Raw genomic sequence first — 19,773 nt, 5'->3', positions numbered from 1 at the left:
GATGATTCTTATTATTGAATTATATTTTTTATATATTGTATGGAATCGTTGTACCGGTCGAAATAATGACAGGAATCAGCGGAAAAAATACGCTGCGCCGAACCGGGGTCTTTAAATCCATGTCCCGTAACCAGGCATACCACACGGTCTGACCGGCGTACCCGCTTTAACCGGAGGGCTTCCTTCAACCCCGCAAGCGCAACGGCTCCAGCCGGTTCGCAATAAATACCTTCGTATTGAGCCAGCTCCCGCTGGCATTGATATACATCTGCATCCTGCACCAGCGCCCCGTTTAAGATTGCCTGTCCGGCAGTTTCTTTTATAGCGTTTCCATCCAGGATATTGGGCACCTGTAACCCGCTCACCGCAGTGTTGCTTTTATCCAACCCCTTCACCGCTTGCTGCGGATCCATCAGGGCTCCGGCAATGGTGTTGTTTCCCTCCGGCTGCACGCAGCAGATCGCAGGCATATGAAATTCCGGGTACCGCTCCTTCCAGATCTGGAATCCTTTAACGGTGGCCAGCATCAATCCCCCGCCGCCCGCCGGAACAAACACCTGATCCATTGCTTCCAATGTTTCCGCCAGTTCATAGGCAATGGTTTGTACACCGGCCATTCCTACAGGCGCATATTTATAGGCACTGATCTCTACACGGGTATGGCATTGCTCCGCCAGTTTCAACAGCGCCTCCATTAAACCGGCAGTAACGGTTTCGGTAATACCAAAATCCCGCACCATAAACAGCTGCGCCCCGTAAATGCCCATCTGGCTGATCTTCCCAACGGGTGCGCCGTCCACAATGGCCAGGAAGCATTTGATCCCTGCCGCCGCCGCATAGGCCGCTAAAGCTGCACCGGTATTGCCACTGGAAGTAGCCAGGAAAAATGATGCATTTTGTGCAAGCAGGCCCGATACAGCCATTGCTGCAAAACGATCCTTATAAGAACCGGTGGGATTTAACTGTTCCAGTTTAAAATAAAGCTGATCCATCCCCAGCAGCTGCCCAATGCGCTTCGAACGGATGAGGGGAGTATTCCCCTCTCCCAGGGTCAGTTGTGCCGCTTCGTTTATTGCGGGAAGTAATGCGCTGTATTTCCAGATACCGTTCAAAATTCGTTTGGTTTTAATCGTTGCTTTAAAGAATAGGCATTGAAATTTTTTGACAGTCCGCCGTCAATCGTCAGAACAGTGCCGGTTATAAAAGATGCCTCTTCCGAAGCCAGCCAGCAAACCGCATTAGCGATTTCTTCCGCCTGTGCAGAACGCTGTAATGGCGTCCGTTGCTCTACATCGCTGATCAATGCCGTACTAACGTTTTGCCGGTCGCTATTGTTATAATCTTCATTGAATGCTGTGTGCACATTGCCTGGCCGGATGGCCACCGAACGAAAACCTTTGGGTCCATATAACACCGCTAACTCATAGGTGAGGCTTTCAAGCGCACCCTTACACACCGTGTAAGCCGGAGCATACCCGCCTGCCAGGTCGGCCATGATGCTGGATACATTGATGATTACGCAGGACTGTTGCCGTGCGATCAAACGACCGGCGGCGATCCGTGAAAGAAATGCCGGGGCTGTAAGATTGATCCGGATGGTCTTCTCCCAGTCTTCCAGCGACAGGGTGGCCAATGTTTCCAAAGAGCGCCAGGCGGCATTGTTTACCAGTACATCGATCCTGCCCCATTGTGCCAGCGTGCTTTCTACAATGGTTTCAAGAAAAGCCGGTTCCTGCAAATCACCGGCAAAGAGCAAACAGGCATCTGTAAATGGCCTTATGATCGATGCCGTGGTGCTCAGCCCGTGGGCATCAATATCTACCAGGGCCAGCGCAAACCCATCCCGGGCAAACCGCTCCGCAATGGCGCGCCCGATACTGCCCGCTGCACCCGTCAGCAAAATCACTTTACGGCTACGCTTCATTTTTATCTTTATTTATGGTCAGTATTCCGCCCAGCGAATCACCCGCTTTTACACGGGGACTCCTGCGTATAAACAGCACCAGGCCGGTGCGGTCTGCCACAACCGGGTATTGCCGGTGCGTTAACGGATCAAATATAGTTCCCCATAGCTGGCCTGCTTCAACCCGGTTGCCGGCCCTTACTTCCGGCAAAAAGATCCCATCAAATTCCGATGCCATTTTACCCTGTAAAAAACCACCATCCGGCTCAGGGTCTTCTACCCGGTAGTCTACATTGTTGAACGGTTGTTCAACGCCATCCGTAGCAATCATCTGCAAATGCCTTAGTACACCCAGGCAACCGTGTACATACGCAGTTACAATGGCGGCACTTACTTTATTTCCGCCACCGTATTCCACATAAATAGCGGGGATACCGGCATCCCTTGCCACGGACAGTGTTCTTCCGTTGGGGCTGGCATCGGTTCCCCAGATCAGCGGAAGATTAAAGGCCCCGGCCATCCTCCGCTGGGTTTCCAATACTGCAGGATCCTTATGCAGCAGGTAACCCGTTAGCGGGTATATATCAAACAGTGCTCCACCAGTATGCATATCGATCAGGTAGTCGTGTGCTACGATCTGTTCAGAGAGCGCAGCCGCTGCGGCTTCTGACAGGGATCCGACCGCATTTCCCGGACAGATCCGGGCCAGGTCCAATCCATCTGCACCGGTTCTTTGCCCGTTGCAGTAAGCGCTTTCATTGGCAACCGTTGCAATGGTGACGGTGCCTTTCTCCAATCGTCCTTCGAGCCTGCCGTATAGTTCCATTGCAGCCATCATGGGCTCATATTCATCACCGTGCACCCCTGCTATCAGCAGGAGCTTTGGTCCCTCTTTCGCGGCCCTGATCGTTCGTGTATTTTTATTTTGCTCCTTCATAATAGGGCCCTCCGCAGGTGGATGCCGCCGGATCATATATTGCAAATGCTTTAAACAACAGGATCGCAATTTCCTGGTGCCCGTACCCATTCGGGTGCAGGGGATCGTTGAGCAGCCGGCTGTTCTGAGCACCCTGGTACTTTTCTTTCAAAGCGGTTTCCCACGCTGCCCACACATTTATATATACCAATGACCGGGATACTGCCAGCTCATCCAGCACCGCTACATAATCTTTTAGCGCTGCCCGCTCCGGAGCTTTTGCTGTAATGATCTGGTTGGGACTCAGCAAAACGGGGATGCCATCTTGAGCACGGATGCGATCGGTGATCACCGTCATATTTGCTTTAAAATCCTTTGGACTGATCTTTTTCTGAGTGGCGGCATCATTGGTACCCAGCATCAGGAATACAACCTGTGGCCGGTACTGAAAGATCCGCTGGTCAAGGTCCTTACTGATATCGGCACTGGTATTACCGCTGATAGCCGTATTGATCACCACATCTCCCGGGCGCCCCAGTTCCCATCGCACCCGTTCTGAAAACACTTCGGGGTAAGACCGCATTCCATGCGTATGTTTGGCGCCCTGTGTAATGCTATCGCCCGTAAACAACCATTTCACCGGCTGCCTGCTTTTTAACAGTCCCGTAATGCGGCCTATATCATCACTATCAGCGGCACTCTTACTGCCGGTAAATAACAGTTCCTTATTCAAAAGTGCCGGTGCCCCGGCAGATACCAGGCCCAGGTTCCTCAAAAACCGTCGCCGGTTCTGCATATGCTATTTTTTATATAATGTTTTTAAATGTACCCGGGATACATCGGTAACCGATAAATATGTTTGGGCCTTCTGACTGCCGGCACAGTAGCTGAGCAGCACATCGCTTTTATAAAAATGAATGGCAATATAACAATACCAGCCGTCCGGATCTGTTTCCAGGTTGGTGACCTGTTTCCAGGTATGGCCTTCATCGGAAGAGATCGCCATGGTCAGCGGCGTGCGCTTACCTTTTATCTGCGGATCGGTTCCGTCGTTATTGTTCCAAACCGCCAGTAGATCGCCGGTTGATGGGATCCGTTTGATGCTTGCCGGAGAAAGCGGCGATTTAAGGTTATAAGGCACCGCACTGATCCAGCTGGCCCCCTGGTCGTTTGAGTAGGTTACATACTGGCTGCCGCCGCTGGCGCGGATAAACATCATCACCCGGCCGTCTTTTAATGCTACCAGTCCGGGTTCCTGTGTAATGACACCATCCGGCACCGGCACCTGCTTCCCCTGCGTCCAGGTACGGCCGTTATCATCCGAATAATAGGCGAAGAGCGCCGCCCTTTCCGACCATTTTGGGTTTTCAGGACTGGTGTGCAATGCAACCGCCATCATCAGCCGTCCGTTGTTCAGCTGAATGACCCGGTCATTATTCAATACAAAATAGCCCTTCCGGTTGGTGATGCAGGGCATGGGGGCCGTCCAGGTTTTTGCTTCGTCCTTTGAAAAACGCACCATGGGGATACAATCCACGGTGGAATTCTTTTTCAGGTAAAACAACGCGATCTCCCCGTTTTTAAGCCGGAGCAGGGATACGGACATCACATTCATATTGCCCTCCTGCTCTACGATCTTTACGTCTTCTGCGGTCCAGGTTTTACCTCCGTCGGAAGAAAATCTTCCCGCCAGGTAAGCCGGGTCATGATCGCCGCTGCGCATCCCGGTATAATGGGAATAAACAAATAAGATCCGGCCATCTTTCAGCGTGATAAATGCGCCTTCGCTGTTGCGCGGATTATCCGGCCCCGGACTCAGCTTCATGACTACTTCCCGTACCGGTGCGGCAGTACCGGCCGTTTTTTTATGGGCTGCACAGGAACAGATCAATGCCGGCATGCATATCAGCATTATCCGGAGATACTGTTTTACCAATGCAGGTTTCAGAAAGCAGGTTTCAAAAAAGAAACGCATAATAAAATTATTTTAGTTGCCCATACCATTCAATGATACGGGATCCTGGTTTTTAAACACCGGCATCAATCCTGCAAGCGATTCGATCCGGTCTGAAATTTCCATCACTTCCCCATCGCTCCATATACGCTGCTGTACGCCCAGCGGTGCCTTGGTTGCACCAATTTCAATATCATATTTCAGCTGCATGGCCTTCCTGAAGAAGGACCAGATATTGGGTAGTACATACAAGATTGTTCTTTGAAATTCCAGCATAAAATTTTTTGCCAGTTCGTAATCTCCGTTCCGGAACGACTCAAGCACCCGCTTACAGGCAACACCCCAAAGATTGTAAAAAGACCCGATGGCACCTACCGTACCGCAAAGGCTTGCATGACACATCAGTTCATCGGCACCGCTAAACAACTTTAGCCGGTTGCCGGCATGCAGATGGATGGCGCTGATCTCCATCAGCTGGCCGGTGGTCAATTTCATACCCGCCACGTTCGGTATTTCCAGAAGCCGGTCGATAAACTGCGGAATATCACCCATGGTATTATTGCCCAGCTGATAGGGAAAAAACGGCAGTTCGGTGGCACCCGCTATCTCACTGTAATGAAACAGGGCACTGGTTGTATTACCGGAGAAATAAATGGGGCCTACCGATGAAATCGCATTTGCCCCGCAGTCCCTGGCATGTTTTGCCAGGCGCACAGATTCTGCCGTGGTCAGTGCACCTACCTGTACCATCACCGGTAAACGCCCGGCTACCAGCTCCGTTACTTTTTCCGTTACCAATTTCCGCTGTGCTTCCGTAAACAACACGCCCTGTCCGGTTGATCCCAAAATATAAAGGCCGTCCTGTTCCTGTGCCATCAACAATGCCACCAGTTTTTCCAGTTCATTGATGGCAGGCACTCCGGAAGCATCTACCGGTGTAAACATCGCCGACCACAGTCCTTTAAATATACGGGTCTGTTCTTCGCGCATTTTAATCATAATTAGATTTCCAAATTCGTTCGGTATAAAATATCCTGTTAAAAAACATCCTGACCGCCTTTCGGCATGCCGTACTTTGTGCAACCAGCAAGCAGCGCTACAACATACTGCGGCTTTAAGCAACAATTGCCGCGCAATCGATAAATATGTACGACATATGCAAATGTAGGAAGACCCCGCAATACCACAAAAATAAATTTTGTCATTTCCCTGCTATACACCCGGATGCCATTCAAGCCACGCGGTTCCTGAATATACATCAGCCGGGTGGACGGGTTTCTGAACCATTGCCGGATAAAAAAGAGGCTGCCTCAAAAAATGAGGCAGCCTCTTCATTCGTATATATGGCTTACAGCCACATTACGCTATATAATTATAAACCGACCGCTTTAATTAAAATGCTCGCTTTTGGGTACTGCAACATTAGCGGATAAGCCAACCGGTGTACCCAATACCGGGGCATGCGCCGCATCCCAGCTAAAGCTTTGCATCCTTGCGGTACGTCCGCTATACCCCAGATTATTTGTTGCTTTTGCATGGTAAACGATCCAGTGCTGTTTCAGGCTTGTACCGGCGGAGTTTACATAACTGCTGGTAAAGAAGCTGCAATGGCCGGGAGAGTAAACAGCATTGGCGCTGCTGCTGCTAAATATCGGGGTAGATCTTTTGGTCCAGTCGGAGGCAACCATCGGATCCCCGCCGGCACGCAATGAAAGCAGTCCCAGGCAATACCCGGTGGGCTGATCAGCCGCACTGGCCGAATATACCACATAGGTGAGGCCTCCCGGCGCTTCCCTTAACATAGCGGGCCCCTCGTTTACAGGATAGCCCTGTGTTTCCCAGGAATAGTAAGGCTCCGATATCATAACAGCAGCACCGGTAAGCGCTGTAGGGCCCGACATTCTTGAAATATATAATCTTGACGCATCGCCGCTGTATTTTCTTCCGCACCAGATAAACCAAAGCGCCCCCGATCCGTTCGATGCCGTAAGGATGGTGCCGTCGATGGAATAATAATTAGGACCACCACCAATTTGTACGGGTGCCGTCCACCCACCGGTTGTAGGATCCGTGTCGGTATCCGTATTCCGCATATAGTACATGCGGTGGCCGAAATCCGTTCCATCCGGAGTGGCGGTAAAGTACACATACCAGGAACCGTTTAAATAATGCAGTTCCGGTGCCCAAACCTGGGAAAGCCCGGAGCCTGCAGTTGTCCATACATTGGGCTCTGAAGAAATCCCAAACAATGATGCGTGTTTTGCCTTACGGATGCCGATCCGTGAATCCTGCGAATAGGTAAAATAATAAAACCCGTCTTTTTCGGTTACAAACGGATCCGGGTTATCCCATGAGGTTGTTACCATCGGGTTCTTAAAATACTGCCGCAGCAAGGTGCCTCTTCTCCGTATCATCGATTTCTCCATCACAATCTCATGCCCCGGGCTCACGCCAAAACGGCTTGAATAAAAAGTGCCAAAGTTAACCACCACGTTTCCAAATTGCCCGTTGCTTTGTCCGGGGTACACATATACATTATTGTTCGTATGCGCCGTTACCAGGTCTGCATAACCGTCGCCGGTTACATCCATCACACAGGCTACTTCATGTCCTGCACCTTTGTAGATGGATGAGGCCATTCCGCCGCCAAAGCTGGCGACCCCGGCCGAAAAGGTTCCATCTGCCTGCCCCGGGTACACATACGCCATACCATTCGAATGATGCGTGACCAGGTCTACCCGGCCATCGCCGTTTACATCCGCCAGGCCCACCGGTTCATGACCGGTGCCATCCATCAGTCCCAGCTTCATCGTACCACTAAAACTGGCAATAGGGTTTCCAAATGTATAATTACTTTGCCCCAGGTAGGTATAGGCATTGCCATCCGTATTGATCGTTACCAGGTCGGCCAGGCCGTCGCCGTTTACATCGCCCACATCCACCGTATAGTGCCCGGTGGCATCCCGCATGGCGGAGTTAAACGATCCGTTAAATGAAAATACCGCCAGCCCAAAAGTGGCATCGGCATTTCCAGGGTGCACGATGATGGAACCGTCCCGTTCGCTTACCAGGTCGCCGCGGCCATCGCCGTTAATATCTCCCACGGCAATGGGCCAGTACCCGGTGGTGCCATCAAATCCCGGGTCATAGGTACCGTTAAAGGATCCGATCGGATTGTTAAAAGTGCCATCCGTTTTGCCGGTATACACATAAATGGTGCCGTCTGTATTGGCCGTCACAATATCCGACCGGCCATCTCCGTTTACATCCGTAACATCGATAGCCAGATGACCGGTATTGTCGTATATGGCACTGTTCATCGTACCATTAAAACAGGGAATGCCCGCTGTAAACAGACCACCACTGTCAGACCGGTAGGTGTATACATTGCCATTAGTATGAAAGGTGACCAGGTCGGCTTTCCCATCGCCATCCACATCGCCCTTAACCGGGGTTGTGCTCAGCGTTAAAGCTTTGGTTCCGGAAGACCGTTCCGGGGGTGCTGCGGGGCGTATCTCTTTTTTACAGCCGGAGGAGGCCCAAAGCAGTGTGCCCATAAGCACACAGGACAGGTAGTTCTTTTTCATGATATGAGGGGTTTGGTAAAAAATACATATTCATATAAAAGCAATCGATCTCCGGAGCTTCACATTTCATATTCCGGCTCTTAAAGATAATGTAATATGTAATACTTATTAAAATTTATTTTCGCCGAAGGCGGCAGTTCCGCATTACAAAAGGTTATCAGTACCAGCCCGGTCATTTGTAATTATTTCCTTTTTTAGCGCTCTTATCCTTCTACTACCATTTTAAATCTTTATTTTGCGGCGAAATCCATGTAAAAGGCTCATATAATGGATATAATAACGATTGCTCCGGCGGCCCCGGAAACCATTTATAGCGATATCAACGAATGACTATGCGTATTTTATTACTGAGTATTTGTACTATTTTATCTGCTGTTGCAACAGCGCAAACGACAACGATCCCCAAATATGTAAATATCTGTGTATACGGCGGCAGCTCAGCCGGAGTTATTGCGGCCTACAGCGCTGCTAAACTGGGCAAAACCGTAGTCCTGGTAGAACCGGGTAACCGGCTGGGCGGACTTACTTCCGGTGGGTTGGGTTTTACCGACATCGGGAATAAGTACGCCATCAGCGGGCTGGCATTGGATTTCTACCGGAAAATCGGCGCGCATTATGGCCGTTTTGAACAATGGATCTTTGAACCATCGGTTGCCGAACAGCTGTTTAAAAATTATATAAAAGCTGCCGGCATCCAGGTCGTTTACAATTTTCAGCTAAAAGAAGTGCGCAAGAAAAATAATAAGATCACAACCATTCTTATTGAACCATCAGCCCAACCAAATGGGAAGCCCCAACAGGTAGCGGCGGATGTATTTATCGACTGCTCCTATGAAGGCGACCTGATGGCGAAGGCCGGGGTGTCTTACCATATCGGGCGGGAAGCCAATACGGAGTATAACGAAACCTATAATGGGGTTCAGCTCCTGAACAAGCACCAATTTCCGGATGGTATTGATCCTTATAAGATTCCCGGCGATGCATCCAGCGGGTTGCTTTGGGGCATCAGTAATGCAGCGCTGGCAACAACGGGTTCGTCAGACCGGAACGTGCAGGCCTATAACTTCAGGATCTGTTTGACCAACGACCCCGCCAACCGCATTCCCATCACGCGCCCTCCCGGCTACGATTCCACAAAGTTTGAGCTGCTGCTACGGTATATCCAACAGGGAGCTGTTAACAATATACGGTCCGTACTAAAACTGGACCTGATGCCCAATCATAAAACCGATATCAATAATAACGGACCTTTTTCAACGGACATGATCGGCTGGAGCAACGAATACCCGGAGGCGGGCTATCAAAAACGGAAACAACTGCTGAAGGAGCTGGAGCTGTATAACAAAGCACTGCTGTATTTCCTGGGGCACGACAACCGGGTACCGGCAGCGATGCGCAAACAGATGCTGGAATGGGGCTACCCAAAAGATGAATACACCAACAACCAGCACTGGACGCCACAGGCCTATATCCGGGAATCGCGCCGGATGACCGGGGCTTATGTAATGACACAGCACAACTGCCAGGGCGGGGAAACCGTGCAGGATGGAGTGGGTATTGCTGCTTATACCATGGATTCGCACAATTGCCAGCGGATCGTTATTGAAAAAGACGGGATAAAAATGGTCAAAAATGAAGGCGATGTACAGATCGGCGGATTTGCGCCCTACCCGATCTCCTATCGTTCCATTACTCCAAAAGAAAAAGAATGCAGCAACCTGCTGGTACCCGTATGCCTGTCGGCCAGTCATATTGCTTATGGTTCTATCCGGATGGAACCGGTTTTTATGGTACTGGCACAGTCTGCCGCCGTTGCAGCCGCCCAGGCCATCCGTGAAAACAAACCGGTACAGCAGATCGATATCACTGCCGTACAACGGAAACTAAAGGAAGACCCGCTCCTGGACGGCACAGATCCGGATATGATTGTGGATGATGCGGATACCGAGCTGGTTCAGTTTTCCGGCGACTGGAAACGGCAAAACCATCAGGGTTATGGACCATCAATGATGCTGACAACTGCGCAAACCGCAACCGCAACCTTCCAGCTTCCGGTTAAAAAAGATGGCCGCTATGCTATCTATATGTACCTGCCGCGGATCGACAATGCCGCTAAGGAAATAAAGATCGCGGTTTTTGATGGTACTAAAACAAACAACCTGCTGGTACGTACCGACGCCGTAAAAGTGCTGGGGCAAACATCCGGGGAATGGCACCTTATCGGGAATTTCAATCTCAAAAAAGAACGTCAGCCCTATGTAACACTTGCAGCAGGTGGAAGCGGCAACCTTGCGGCCGATGCGCTGTTATTGCAGCAAAAACGGGCAAAGTAATTCTCCGGCGGCATTTCTTAACAAATGGTGTAACCGGCGCCAGCCGCAGATCCTGCGCCGTAAGAAGTGCAGGCCTGTTGTGTTTGTAAAATCCAAAGCGGTATTCCAACGTCTACCCTGCCGGTCCTTTTTTGCGAACACCCGCTGGCCGGCCTTCATTCCGCTTGCGAAATTTTATCAATGCCTTCACCTGTTCGTGCAGGTTTATAATATTGCCAATGATAAAATATTCTTTCAGGTTGTTCCGGATACTGGTGCGCATGATCCGCTTCACAATGTCTTTTTGAACTTCGCCCACTTCCTTTACCCGCATCAGCAGCTCCAGCGATAATAAGGCCAGCAGGGCGCCTATGAGGAAAAGAAAGTTCCATTCGTGCAGGGCTACAAGCCGTATCGCTTTATCCATACCCGGACTGCTCCACTGCACCAGCACCGAAAGTTTAATATTGGTAAAATAATCGGCCAGCACACCGCCCAGTAGCGGCCCCAGCGAAGAGAAGATGGCTGTTACAATATTTTTTACCGACAGGTAAACAATCGCATCTGCCCGGGGTGCCAGTTTAAGACCGATATTGGTAAGCGACAGGTTAATACCGGATGTTGCAATGCCGCTAAAAATATGGATGAGCACCAGGAGGGTTATGTTCAGATAGGCCTGTTTGTAGAAGCCTACAAAACACCAGCCGATAATACAGATAATATAAATGGGCGCACTGAGGGCAATAATACTTTTATTACTATAACGGTCTGAGAAGATGCCCCAGATGCGGATGGTGAAGATGCTGAAAAGCTGGCTGATCACCGTTAAGACAATGATATACGAGATCGGGAGTTTCAGGCTCTTCATCATAAATACCATAAAAAAAGGAATGGCGATATTGATGGCAAACACCCAGGCCGAATTAAACAGCAATAGGGTTCTGAAATTGGCATTGCGCAACGGAAGTTTCAGCAAGGCAAAGGTATTCATCCCCGAAAGCTGTGAGCGGGGCTCGGGCGCCTTGGAAAGCAGGTATCCGCCAACAACGCCTACAATGCCGGCCATAATGAAGAACCAGGCATATACATCCAGCTCCCGTTGCGGGTGGTGCAGTTTTACATAATCCAGCAATAGGGCCAATAGCAGGCTAAGTACCACATCCAGCGTTTGTGTATACCGTGTTCTGCGGGAAAAATAAGTGCCCAGCAACCGCTCCGGTACCAGGTCTTTCATCCAGGAGTTCCAGGCCGGTCCGGCAACAGAACCAAAAAAATAATAAAACAAAAGAAAGAACAATAACAGGTTAAACGATGTATGCGGTAACTGCCATACAAAGATTCCAATGATGATTAACGGCACCCGTGCCAGGTAGGCGCCATATACAGCGATCATTTTCCGGTTATTGTACCGGCGCACCAGCCAGATGGAAATGAGCTGCGATACATTGGTGATCATCGGCAATGCTGCCAGCAGTCCGATCTGCACATTGCTGGCGCCCAACAGTAAGGCCAGCGCCACCAGGAAAGCGCTACCGGTAAATGAGGTCATTACTTCGGCAGCCAGTCCATCCCAGATGACCATTTTTAATCCCTGCTGGATCTCCTTCTCCGATAATATTTCCTTAGGTTGCAAAGACACGGGCGGTTCATTATCATCGAAAATATATAGCCGGTAACGGCTACCGGTTCTCTATACGAATGCACTGCTGCCGGGGCCTGATATCAGCACTCGCTGTTCATATTAGCCGGAAAAATCAAAAAGCATACCATGAGAAACCTTCTTTTGAATCAGTCGCCTATACCTTATTAAAGAAAAGGTCCTGTAGAAATTAATCCCGATGCGTGTAATGATATCACACCTGCGTTCCTTCATTCCGAAGATGATACAGCGCTATCGTGCTCATTTTGTTAACCACATAGGAACATAGGCTTCAGCATCGTATAAGAAAACAAAAAAGTGCCCGGTATATTTCTGCGAAAAAATCCGCGCGTACCAGCGGGGAAAAAATCGCCCACAGATAACACAGAACAGAGCTGCCAGGCGCTCATTTTGTTAACCACATAGGAACATAGGCTTCGGCATCGTATAAGAAAACAAAAAGCGCCCGGTATATATCTGCGAAAAGATCCGCGTACCAGCGGGGAAAAAATCGCCCACAGTTAACACAGAACAGAGCTGCCAGGCGCTTATTTTGTTAGCCCACATAGGAACATAGGCTTTGGCACCGTATAAGAAAACAGAAAAGTGCCCGGTATATTTCTGCGAAAAAATCTGCGCAATCAGCGGGGAAAAAATCGCCCACAGATAACGCAGAACAGAGCTGTCATGCTCATTTTGTTAACCACATAGGAACATAGGCTTTGGCATCGTATAAGAAAACAGAAAAGTGCCCGGTATATTTCTGCGAAAAGATCTGCGCAATCAGCGGGGAAAAAATCGCCCACAGATAACACAGATCTTTTAATGCATAAATAGATTTGCTTCCTGAATACCATGCTATGCATCCGGTATTTCCGGTTCTACCAGCCTGGCCAGTTTTTCCAAAGACTCCTGCCAGCCCAGGTAGCACATTTCCACCGGGATCATATCAGGGATGCCTTCCTGCTCTACCTTTAACTCGGTGCCCGCAATCGTTTTCTTAAGCCAAACCGTGGTGGTCATAGTGCCCGGCAGGTTCGGATCATCGAAACGGTCTGTATACTTCAGAAAGGTATTGGGCTCCAGCTCCACGTATTCGCCACCAAACGAATGACTGTTCCCGGTTGAAAAATTCTGGAACGACATCTTATAGGTTCCGCCTACTTTAGCATCCAGTTCGTGCACCGTACAAAGAAAACCATAGGGTGGCAGCCAGGACGCAATGGCCAGGGCATCGGTGAAAGCGCGGTATACCTTTTCCGGAGATGTCTTCAGCATGCGATGCAATGCAACTTTGTTGTTTGACATAAAAATCATTTTTGGGTTCCTACTCATCTGGCTTTTCGGTTCCGCCCGTTTTTAGGTGGGTGCTGCTCCACTGGTTGGGTTGATCATTACATCAACCATCCCACAACAAAGTTGGCCCTAAAACCTGGTTTTCAGCGCGGCCGTATGCGACAAACTAACGGGCAGTTTACGAAGGCGGGCTATTGACGCAGGCAGTTCCCGGTTGAAGGCTACTTAAACTGCAGCGCGGCAAGGGTTTCCTCCCCCGATAGTTCATGCGCAGCATAATAAAGACTCAGGTCCTGCTGCTTATGCGCCCGTTCCAGCTGCAGCAACTCTTTTACGGGGATCACCATGCCCTGGTCTGGCCCCGTAACATTGGCAAAGCTCCATTTCTTTAACAGGCGTCCTGCTTCATCTTTTATTGAAATACTCCTGTTGGTACCTGTATTGGGTGCATGACAATGCCGGTAGTAAATGCGCAGCTGGTCATTATCGCCCGCCTTGCTTAATTGCAATTTCCTCAAACTCAACGGCTGGTTGACCGATTGCTGTAAAAGAAGTTTATTATTCAGGTAGATCTCATAACGATCCAGCCCCAGCTTTGTGGTAAAGCTCAACACGGTAAAACAGCATACCACCAGCGTAAATAATTTAATAAACGGTCGGTTAAATGTAGTAGATTGCATTGTAGATTGTTTTTAGTGAACAAATATTGTTTGCATGTGCCGGATACAATATTAACCAGCAGACAAACGGAGTAAAAAAATAATAGAGCAGCGTCCAAAATAATCGATCAATGCGCATGCAACCCGCCGCCCCTTTCGATGTGTGCATTCCTCTACGATCGATGCCGTTGGTCGATATAATTTTGCAGGAACGGCGGCTTTGATTTTTTTTACACAGAACCATAGATCCATGACCTTGTGGAGTAAAAGCATACCGCTGCCGTTTTCAAAACGACGTATTTCAACCAGCCGGTTCCTGGTGCACAGCGCCTATTGGCTATTGGTTACGGGGTTCTTTCTTTATGAAAAGCGATACCTTATTTACAAGGCCAGCCTTCCCTATTTCTTTGCATGTGTTTCTATACGGATCCTGTTACTGATCGGGATTGCTTATCTTAACCTGCACTTTTTTTTGCCCCGGTATCTTCTGAAGAAACGTTATGGTGTTTATAGCATCGCCCTGCTTTTATCTGTAGCCGGTTATCTTTTGGTGCAAAGCTTTTTTGACTATGTGCTTTATGGATATGTGATCGGTCCGATGCGCAACAGTGACCTGCTGGAAGCATTGTCCTACAACTTTTTCAGCACGCTTTGGTACCTGGCGCTTATGCTGGCACTTAAACTTAGTATAGACTGGTACAGCCAGCAGTTGACGATTCAGAAGATCACCGTGGAAAAGCTGAATGCCGAAGTGGAATTCCTGCGGGCCCAGGTAAATCCACATTTTCTTTTTAACGCGCTGAATAACCTGTATGCCCTCACATTAAAAAAATCGGACGATGCACCCGGCGTCGTACTCAAACTATCGGAGCTGATGGAGTATATGCTGTATGAAAGCAACGAGGAGTACATCCCCCTGGAAAAGGAGCTGGCCTATCTTCAAAACTATATAGAGCTGGAGCGGCTGCGTACGAATCATAAAGCAGATATCCGCATCACGGTTGAGGACGTTACCGGGGGGTGTCTGATACCCCCATTCCTGATCCTGCCCCTGTTGGAAAACGCCATTAAACATGGTCTTGGTACTATTAACAGCGCTGCGTTCCTGCACCTCAATATCCGGGCCGGCACGGCATTGGAAGTACGGCTGGCGAATAGCCGGTGGCCGGCCGCCACAAAAAGGCAGGGAGGCATCGGCCTGCAGAATTTGAGAAAAAGACTGGAACTATTATATCCCGGACGCTATACCCTGCAAACGGAAGAGCCGCCGGGAGCCTACATCGCTTTTTTAAAGATCCTGCTATGAACCTGAGTTGCGTTATTGTGGATGATGAACCGCTGGCCCGGGAAATATTAACGGGCTTTATAGCTCCGCTGCCCGGGGTAAATCTGGCCGGCGTCTTTGACAATGCGCTCGACGCGCTCCGTTTTTTGAAGACGCATTCCGTTGATGCCCTGTTCCTGGATATTGAGATGCCCGAGATCAGTGGTATTGCCCTATTGCGCAGTTTACCACACCCACCAATTACGGTGTTTACCACGGCCTTTCGCAACTATGCTTTTGAAGGCTTTGAGCTGGGTGTGATCGATTTTTTGCTAAAGCCGATTGCCCAAAAGCGGTTCTACCAGTCACTGGAAAAGATTACAGACTTTCTTTCGCTGCAAAAAAAAGAAGCCGGTCTTGAGTGGAGCCAGGAACACGGTGCCTCTATTTTTGTGAAAAGCGGGGTTGAAAAAATAAAATTGGTACTGGCAGATATCCTTTTTATCCAGGGATTAAAAGACTATGCCATTATTTATTCCACCAGGGGCAAAACGGTAGTAAAAGGTTCTGTCAAATCTATGCAGGAGCTTTTCCCGGAGCCGGCGTTTATACGGGTACATAAATCTTTTATTGTGGCGCATAGCCGGATACAGCGTATTTCCAGGAACCGGATCCTGATCGGCGAACATGCTATTCCTATCGGGCGGATATACCGGGAAGAACTGGGAAAGCGGATGCCCGGTTTTTTATAGCGCATGTGGTTTGTTAGCCGCAGATGCGCAGATTTTTTGCCACTGAGTCGCTGAAGAACTGAATGGCCGGATTCGCAGGCGCTCCATCCTCTTTCAGTAGTACACTCGGAGTAACAGAAAACAAATCGTTCTCTAAAGTGTCTCCAACGTTTATACCTTTTTGCCTTTCCCGGCATTCTTTGTGGTTTATGGGCTGCTGAGGCGTAATGCTTCATTTCCGCTTTGCGCCTGCAATCCTGTACCTATCCTGATACCCGCCTTTACCAGGTTGGGGCCTGTTTGCCGGATCGCGTCTTCAAGCGCCACCGGTTCTTCGTTAATAGACATAAGCCAGGGGAAAAAGGCCTGTAACTCCGGGTCCTCCGTATCGGGTACTTTCCCGGCGACGCCGATAACGGGGATGCCTTTTTGCTTTGCCAGCACGGCCACCCCAAAGGGTGCCTTTCCTTCCAGTGTCTGGTGATCGATGGCACCTTCACCAGTGATCACCCAGGCCGCTCCCTGCAGCTCCTTTTCAAAACGGATCTTTTCCAGGAAATAGTTGATGCCATCTACTATTTTTACCTTGCAAAAGGCCGCTAAACCGGCCGCAACACCACCGGCCGCCCCGCTGGATTCCAGTGCATCGATATCTGTTCCTGTCGTTTTTAAAACGATATCCCGCCATTGTTGCAACGCCGCCTCCAGCAGTAACACCTCCCGGGGGCCGGCACCTTTTTGCGGACCAAAAACAGCCGCTGCACCCCTTGCACCCAGCAGGTGATTTTTTACATCACAGAGGATGGTCATCCGTACCCCCTGCAACCGCTGATCCAATCCCGAACGGTCAATGGAATGCAGCTTCGCCAAATCTGCCGGCAGCCATGATAATGCCGTCCCTGCAGCATCATAATATTGAAGTCCCAGGGCACTTAATGCCCCCGTACCCCCATCCACCGTAGCACTGCCGCCGATACAGAGCAGCAGTTCGGCGGCGCCCTTGTCAAGCGCCGCTTTTATCAGTTGTCCGCAGCCAAAAGTAGACGCATGCAACGGATCATATGCTTCCGGGTGCAGCAAACGCAGACCGGAAACATCCGCCATTTCAATCACTGCAGTCCGGGTTTTCCTTACCCATCCAAAGGGAGCCCGGATGGTTCTGCCCAGCGGATCCGTCACTGCCGTAACTACCGGCTCTGCATCCAGGTATTGTCCCAGCAGACTGCCGGTGCCGTCACCGCCATCTCCAACCGGACAACAAACCAACACGCCGGTATAACCGCTCTTCCGGATGCCTTCAGCTAAAGCGGCAGCAACCGCTGCGGCCGGCAGACTGTTCTTAAATGCATTGGGCGCAATAACGATCTTCATCTACAGCAGGATTAAGGATAATATATAAACGGCGAACATTCCGGTAAGGGCCATCCAGATGGTAGCCACACTGTATACCTGCAGCACGGGCTTCAGCTCCTGCCCCGAGAAATTGGTAATGACCCAAAAATAAGCATCATTTACATGCGACACCGCCATTGAGCCGGCACCCATGGCCAGCACCGCCAGTACCCTTCCGTTTTCCGTATCCAATCCCAGGCCAGGTAAAAAAGGCAGTACAATGGAAGCAGCCGTCAATACCGCAACCGTAGAAGAACCCTGTGCCGTTTTGAGGATCACAGCAACCAGGAAGGGGAAAAAGATACCAAGGCTTTTAACGCCCTCCATCCCGGCCAGGTGATCCTGGAGTTTCAGGGCATTGATGACCATCCCGAAAGCACCGCCCGCCCCGATGATCACCAGGATACCGCCGGCCTTTTCCAATCCATGATGCATCAGCCGGCCCAGGGCTCCTTTTTCCCATTTTTGAGGAATGCATAACGCCAGTACCAGGCCAATGGCCAGTGCAATGGCGGGCTCCCCGGCTATGAGTATCGATTGAAGTGTCCGATTACCTTGTGCCGGTATCAGCGCTTTACAGGCGATGAGCACCACCGGCACCAGCACCGGAATAAATGATAATGTTGTAGCGGGTAAGCGCCGGTTCGATTCCGGCAACGGTACTTCCGGGTCATCATTCCCGGTTATTGCCGGAAATTTACGGCCTTTCCATATGGCCCAGTAATAACCGGCGAGCATTGCCGGAACCGCTGCCGGCAATCCCAGCAGAATCACCCGTCCCATTTCCGCATGCAGGGTTCCCACAGCAGCTGTGATGCCCGGATGCGGCGGTATAAAACAATGCACCGCGTAAAGGCCCGTGGCCATCGCTGTACTCATGATGGCCGTAGCCATTCCCGTGCGGCGGATCATGGATTGATTCAGCCCGTTGAGCACCACATATCCCGAATCACAAAAGATCGGAAGTCCCACGATAAAACCGGTAAGACTCATGGCAAAGACCGATCGCCTGCCGCCAACCCATTTAATGATCGCATTCGCCATGGTGGTGGTAGCCCCGTTGGCCTGTAACACCATTCCCAACGCGGTACCGATGGCAATAATAAATCCAAGGGAGCTCATGATCTTTCCAAAACCTTCTTTCATTACCGAAAGGATAGATGTCATCTCCAGTCCACCCAGCCCTCCTGTAACAAAACAAGCCAGGCATAGCGAAAAAAACGGGTGCACTTTGTACCGGATACTTAAAAGAATGATCAGACCGATGCCGGCAAGAAGCGCCAGCACAATAAAAAAAACGGGTGAAGCAAGCATCCGGCAATTTATTATTTTATTCCGAAATACCTGGTCTTCCAACACTACTATTTCCGGCAGCCTCTTTCCGGAAGATTGACCTGTAACAATTCAGGAGTAAAAAAACAACAGAATGCTTCATTCACAATCAAGCCCTTATATCTCCGTAAAAAAAACGGCTGCCCTACCGGAAGAGCACATACCCCGGACGGGGTATACTCAAAAGCCCGTTCTTTTAAGAGAGCCCTTGATACGACTGGCTTTCAGATCCGGAGTTTACAGCCGGCCTGCTTCTTTTTTTACCGAAAAAAAGCGGGTATTCATCGAATTTAATCTGAAAGAAAAACGCCGTCCTGATAGTTTTGTGTATTATTCCATCTGGAAAATAATTCTATGCGGTCAGTTTACATTTCATAGGATTTTTGTCCGTTTTTTTATTTAGCATCTCAAAACAGCGTCACTGCCCGGCTTAGCTATTTTCTGCATCCCTTTGGGGAAGCGCTGAAAAAAAAAGCACGCGGTGGCTCATGGCACCATATTGCGCACACGGTAAATACCGTGGCTCTAAAGACAGGTTTATAATGCAAATTCAAACCCCCGGGTAATTCTTTACATTGGGGGTTTTGCTATTGGATCATTTATTCAGGATCATCTTTTTTTGTGGGCGGTCTCCTGGAGGAAGCCAGTTTTAACAAAATATATTTGTTTTTACATTAAAAAAAATGTATATTTAAAATATATTGTTTAACCTAAAATGGAAAGTTATGGCCAACTATGACGTACTGCGGCTGTTCACCGTCGCCGAATGCGACGCAGTCCTCAAAAAA

The 19,773-nt window shown here is 49.7% G+C and carries 15 protein-coding genes; 3 read left to right on the top strand and 12 right to left on the bottom strand.

From position 1 onward, the window contains the following. Positions 1-11: 11 nt before the first annotated feature. The 7 genes from Q1V85_RS12660 to Q1V85_RS12630 all read right to left on the bottom strand — a co-directional run bounded on the left by Q1V85_RS12660 (position 12) and on the right by Q1V85_RS12630 (position 8,360). The gene (locus tag Q1V85_RS12660; protein ID WP_300600461.1) at positions 12-1,112 is read right to left on the bottom strand and encodes a pyridoxal-phosphate dependent enzyme; all 1,101 of its coding nucleotides are present in this window, start codon (positions 1,110-1,112) and stop codon (positions 12-14) included. Further along, the gene (locus Q1V85_RS12655) at positions 1,109-1,924 is read right to left on the bottom strand and encodes an SDR family oxidoreductase (RefSeq protein ID WP_300600459.1); all 816 of its coding nucleotides are present in this window, start codon (positions 1,922-1,924) and stop codon (positions 1,109-1,111) included. Before Q1V85_RS12655 ends, Q1V85_RS12660 begins: the two co-directional genes overlap by 4 nt. Next, positions 1,914-2,840 (bottom strand): succinylglutamate desuccinylase/aspartoacylase family protein, encoded by a 927-nt coding sequence (locus Q1V85_RS12650; protein ID WP_300600457.1) that lies wholly within the window; start codon positions 2,838-2,840, stop codon positions 1,914-1,916. Before Q1V85_RS12650 ends, Q1V85_RS12655 begins: the two co-directional genes overlap by 11 nt. After that, positions 2,824-3,615: a GDSL-type esterase/lipase family protein gene (locus Q1V85_RS12645; RefSeq protein WP_300600455.1), complete on the bottom strand. Its 792-nt coding sequence runs from the start codon at positions 3,613-3,615 to the stop codon at positions 2,824-2,826. The genes Q1V85_RS12650 and Q1V85_RS12645 overlap by 17 nt, the downstream gene beginning before the upstream one ends. 3 nt (positions 3,616-3,618) lie before the next feature. After that, positions 3,619-4,794 (bottom strand): sialidase family protein, encoded by a 1,176-nt coding sequence (locus Q1V85_RS12640; protein WP_300600453.1) that lies wholly within the window; start codon positions 4,792-4,794, stop codon positions 3,619-3,621. Between the two features lie 12 nt (positions 4,795-4,806). Next, positions 4,807-5,763, bottom strand: a complete 957-nt coding sequence (locus Q1V85_RS12635) for a dihydrodipicolinate synthase family protein (protein ID WP_300600451.1) — start codon at positions 5,761-5,763, stop codon at positions 4,807-4,809. Between the two features lie 398 nt (positions 5,764-6,161). After that, a complete protein-coding gene (locus tag Q1V85_RS12630) occupies positions 6,162-8,360 on the bottom strand; it encodes a family 43 glycosylhydrolase (RefSeq protein ID WP_300600449.1) in 2,199 nt (732 codons plus the stop codon). Positions 8,361-8,692: 332 nt separating this feature from the next. On the opposite strand from Q1V85_RS12630, the gene Q1V85_RS12625 reads away from it, so the two are divergent. Beyond that, the gene (locus Q1V85_RS12625; protein WP_300600448.1) at positions 8,693-10,693 is read left to right on the top strand and encodes an FAD-dependent oxidoreductase; all 2,001 of its coding nucleotides are present in this window, start codon (positions 8,693-8,695) and stop codon (positions 10,691-10,693) included. 112 nt (positions 10,694-10,805) lie between these two features. Here Q1V85_RS12625 and Q1V85_RS12620 read toward each other — a convergent pair whose 3' ends face one another. From Q1V85_RS12620 to Q1V85_RS12610, 3 genes are all read right to left on the bottom strand, one after another. Next, a complete protein-coding gene (locus Q1V85_RS12620) occupies positions 10,806-12,311 on the bottom strand; it encodes an MFS transporter (RefSeq protein WP_300600446.1) in 1,506 nt (501 codons plus the stop codon). Between the two features lie 858 nt (positions 12,312-13,169). After that, complete coding sequence (locus Q1V85_RS12615; RefSeq protein WP_300600444.1) at positions 13,170-13,619, bottom strand: SRPBCC family protein; 450 nt, start codon at positions 13,617-13,619, stop codon at positions 13,170-13,172. A gap of 209 nt (positions 13,620-13,828) precedes the next feature. Further along, positions 13,829-14,287: a hypothetical protein gene (locus tag Q1V85_RS12610; RefSeq protein ID WP_300600442.1), complete on the bottom strand. Its 459-nt coding sequence runs from the start codon at positions 14,285-14,287 to the stop codon at positions 13,829-13,831. A 229-nt stretch (positions 14,288-14,516) separates the two neighbouring features. Here Q1V85_RS12610 and Q1V85_RS12605 point away from each other — a divergent pair, with 229 nt between their 5' ends. Further along, the gene (locus tag Q1V85_RS12605; protein WP_300600440.1) at positions 14,517-15,572 is read left to right on the top strand and encodes a histidine kinase; all 1,056 of its coding nucleotides are present in this window, start codon (positions 14,517-14,519) and stop codon (positions 15,570-15,572) included. Beyond that, positions 15,569-16,282 (top strand): LytTR family DNA-binding domain-containing protein, encoded by a 714-nt coding sequence (locus Q1V85_RS12600; RefSeq protein ID WP_300600438.1) that lies wholly within the window; start codon positions 15,569-15,571, stop codon positions 16,280-16,282. Before Q1V85_RS12605 ends, Q1V85_RS12600 begins: the two co-directional genes overlap by 4 nt. A gap of 186 nt (positions 16,283-16,468) precedes the next feature. Here the strand turns inward: Q1V85_RS12600 and Q1V85_RS12595 are convergent, their stop codons facing one another. Together Q1V85_RS12595 and Q1V85_RS12590 are read right to left on the bottom strand one after the other, a co-directional pair. Further along, entirely contained in the window at positions 16,469-17,632 is a 1,164-nt protein-coding gene (locus tag Q1V85_RS12595; RefSeq protein ID WP_300600437.1) for a glycerate kinase, read from the bottom strand. After that, a complete protein-coding gene (locus Q1V85_RS12590; RefSeq protein ID WP_300600435.1) occupies positions 17,633-18,967 on the bottom strand; it encodes a GntP family permease in 1,335 nt (444 codons plus the stop codon). Positions 18,968-19,773: the final 806 nt, after the last annotated feature.

It is taken from the genome of Niabella sp., assembly GCF_030150205.1.
Taxonomy (GTDB): domain Bacteria; phylum Bacteroidota; class Bacteroidia; order Chitinophagales; family Chitinophagaceae; genus Niabella.
Note: the sequence above shows the minus strand (reverse complement) of the source record. Positions and strands in the feature narration are given on the sequence as shown.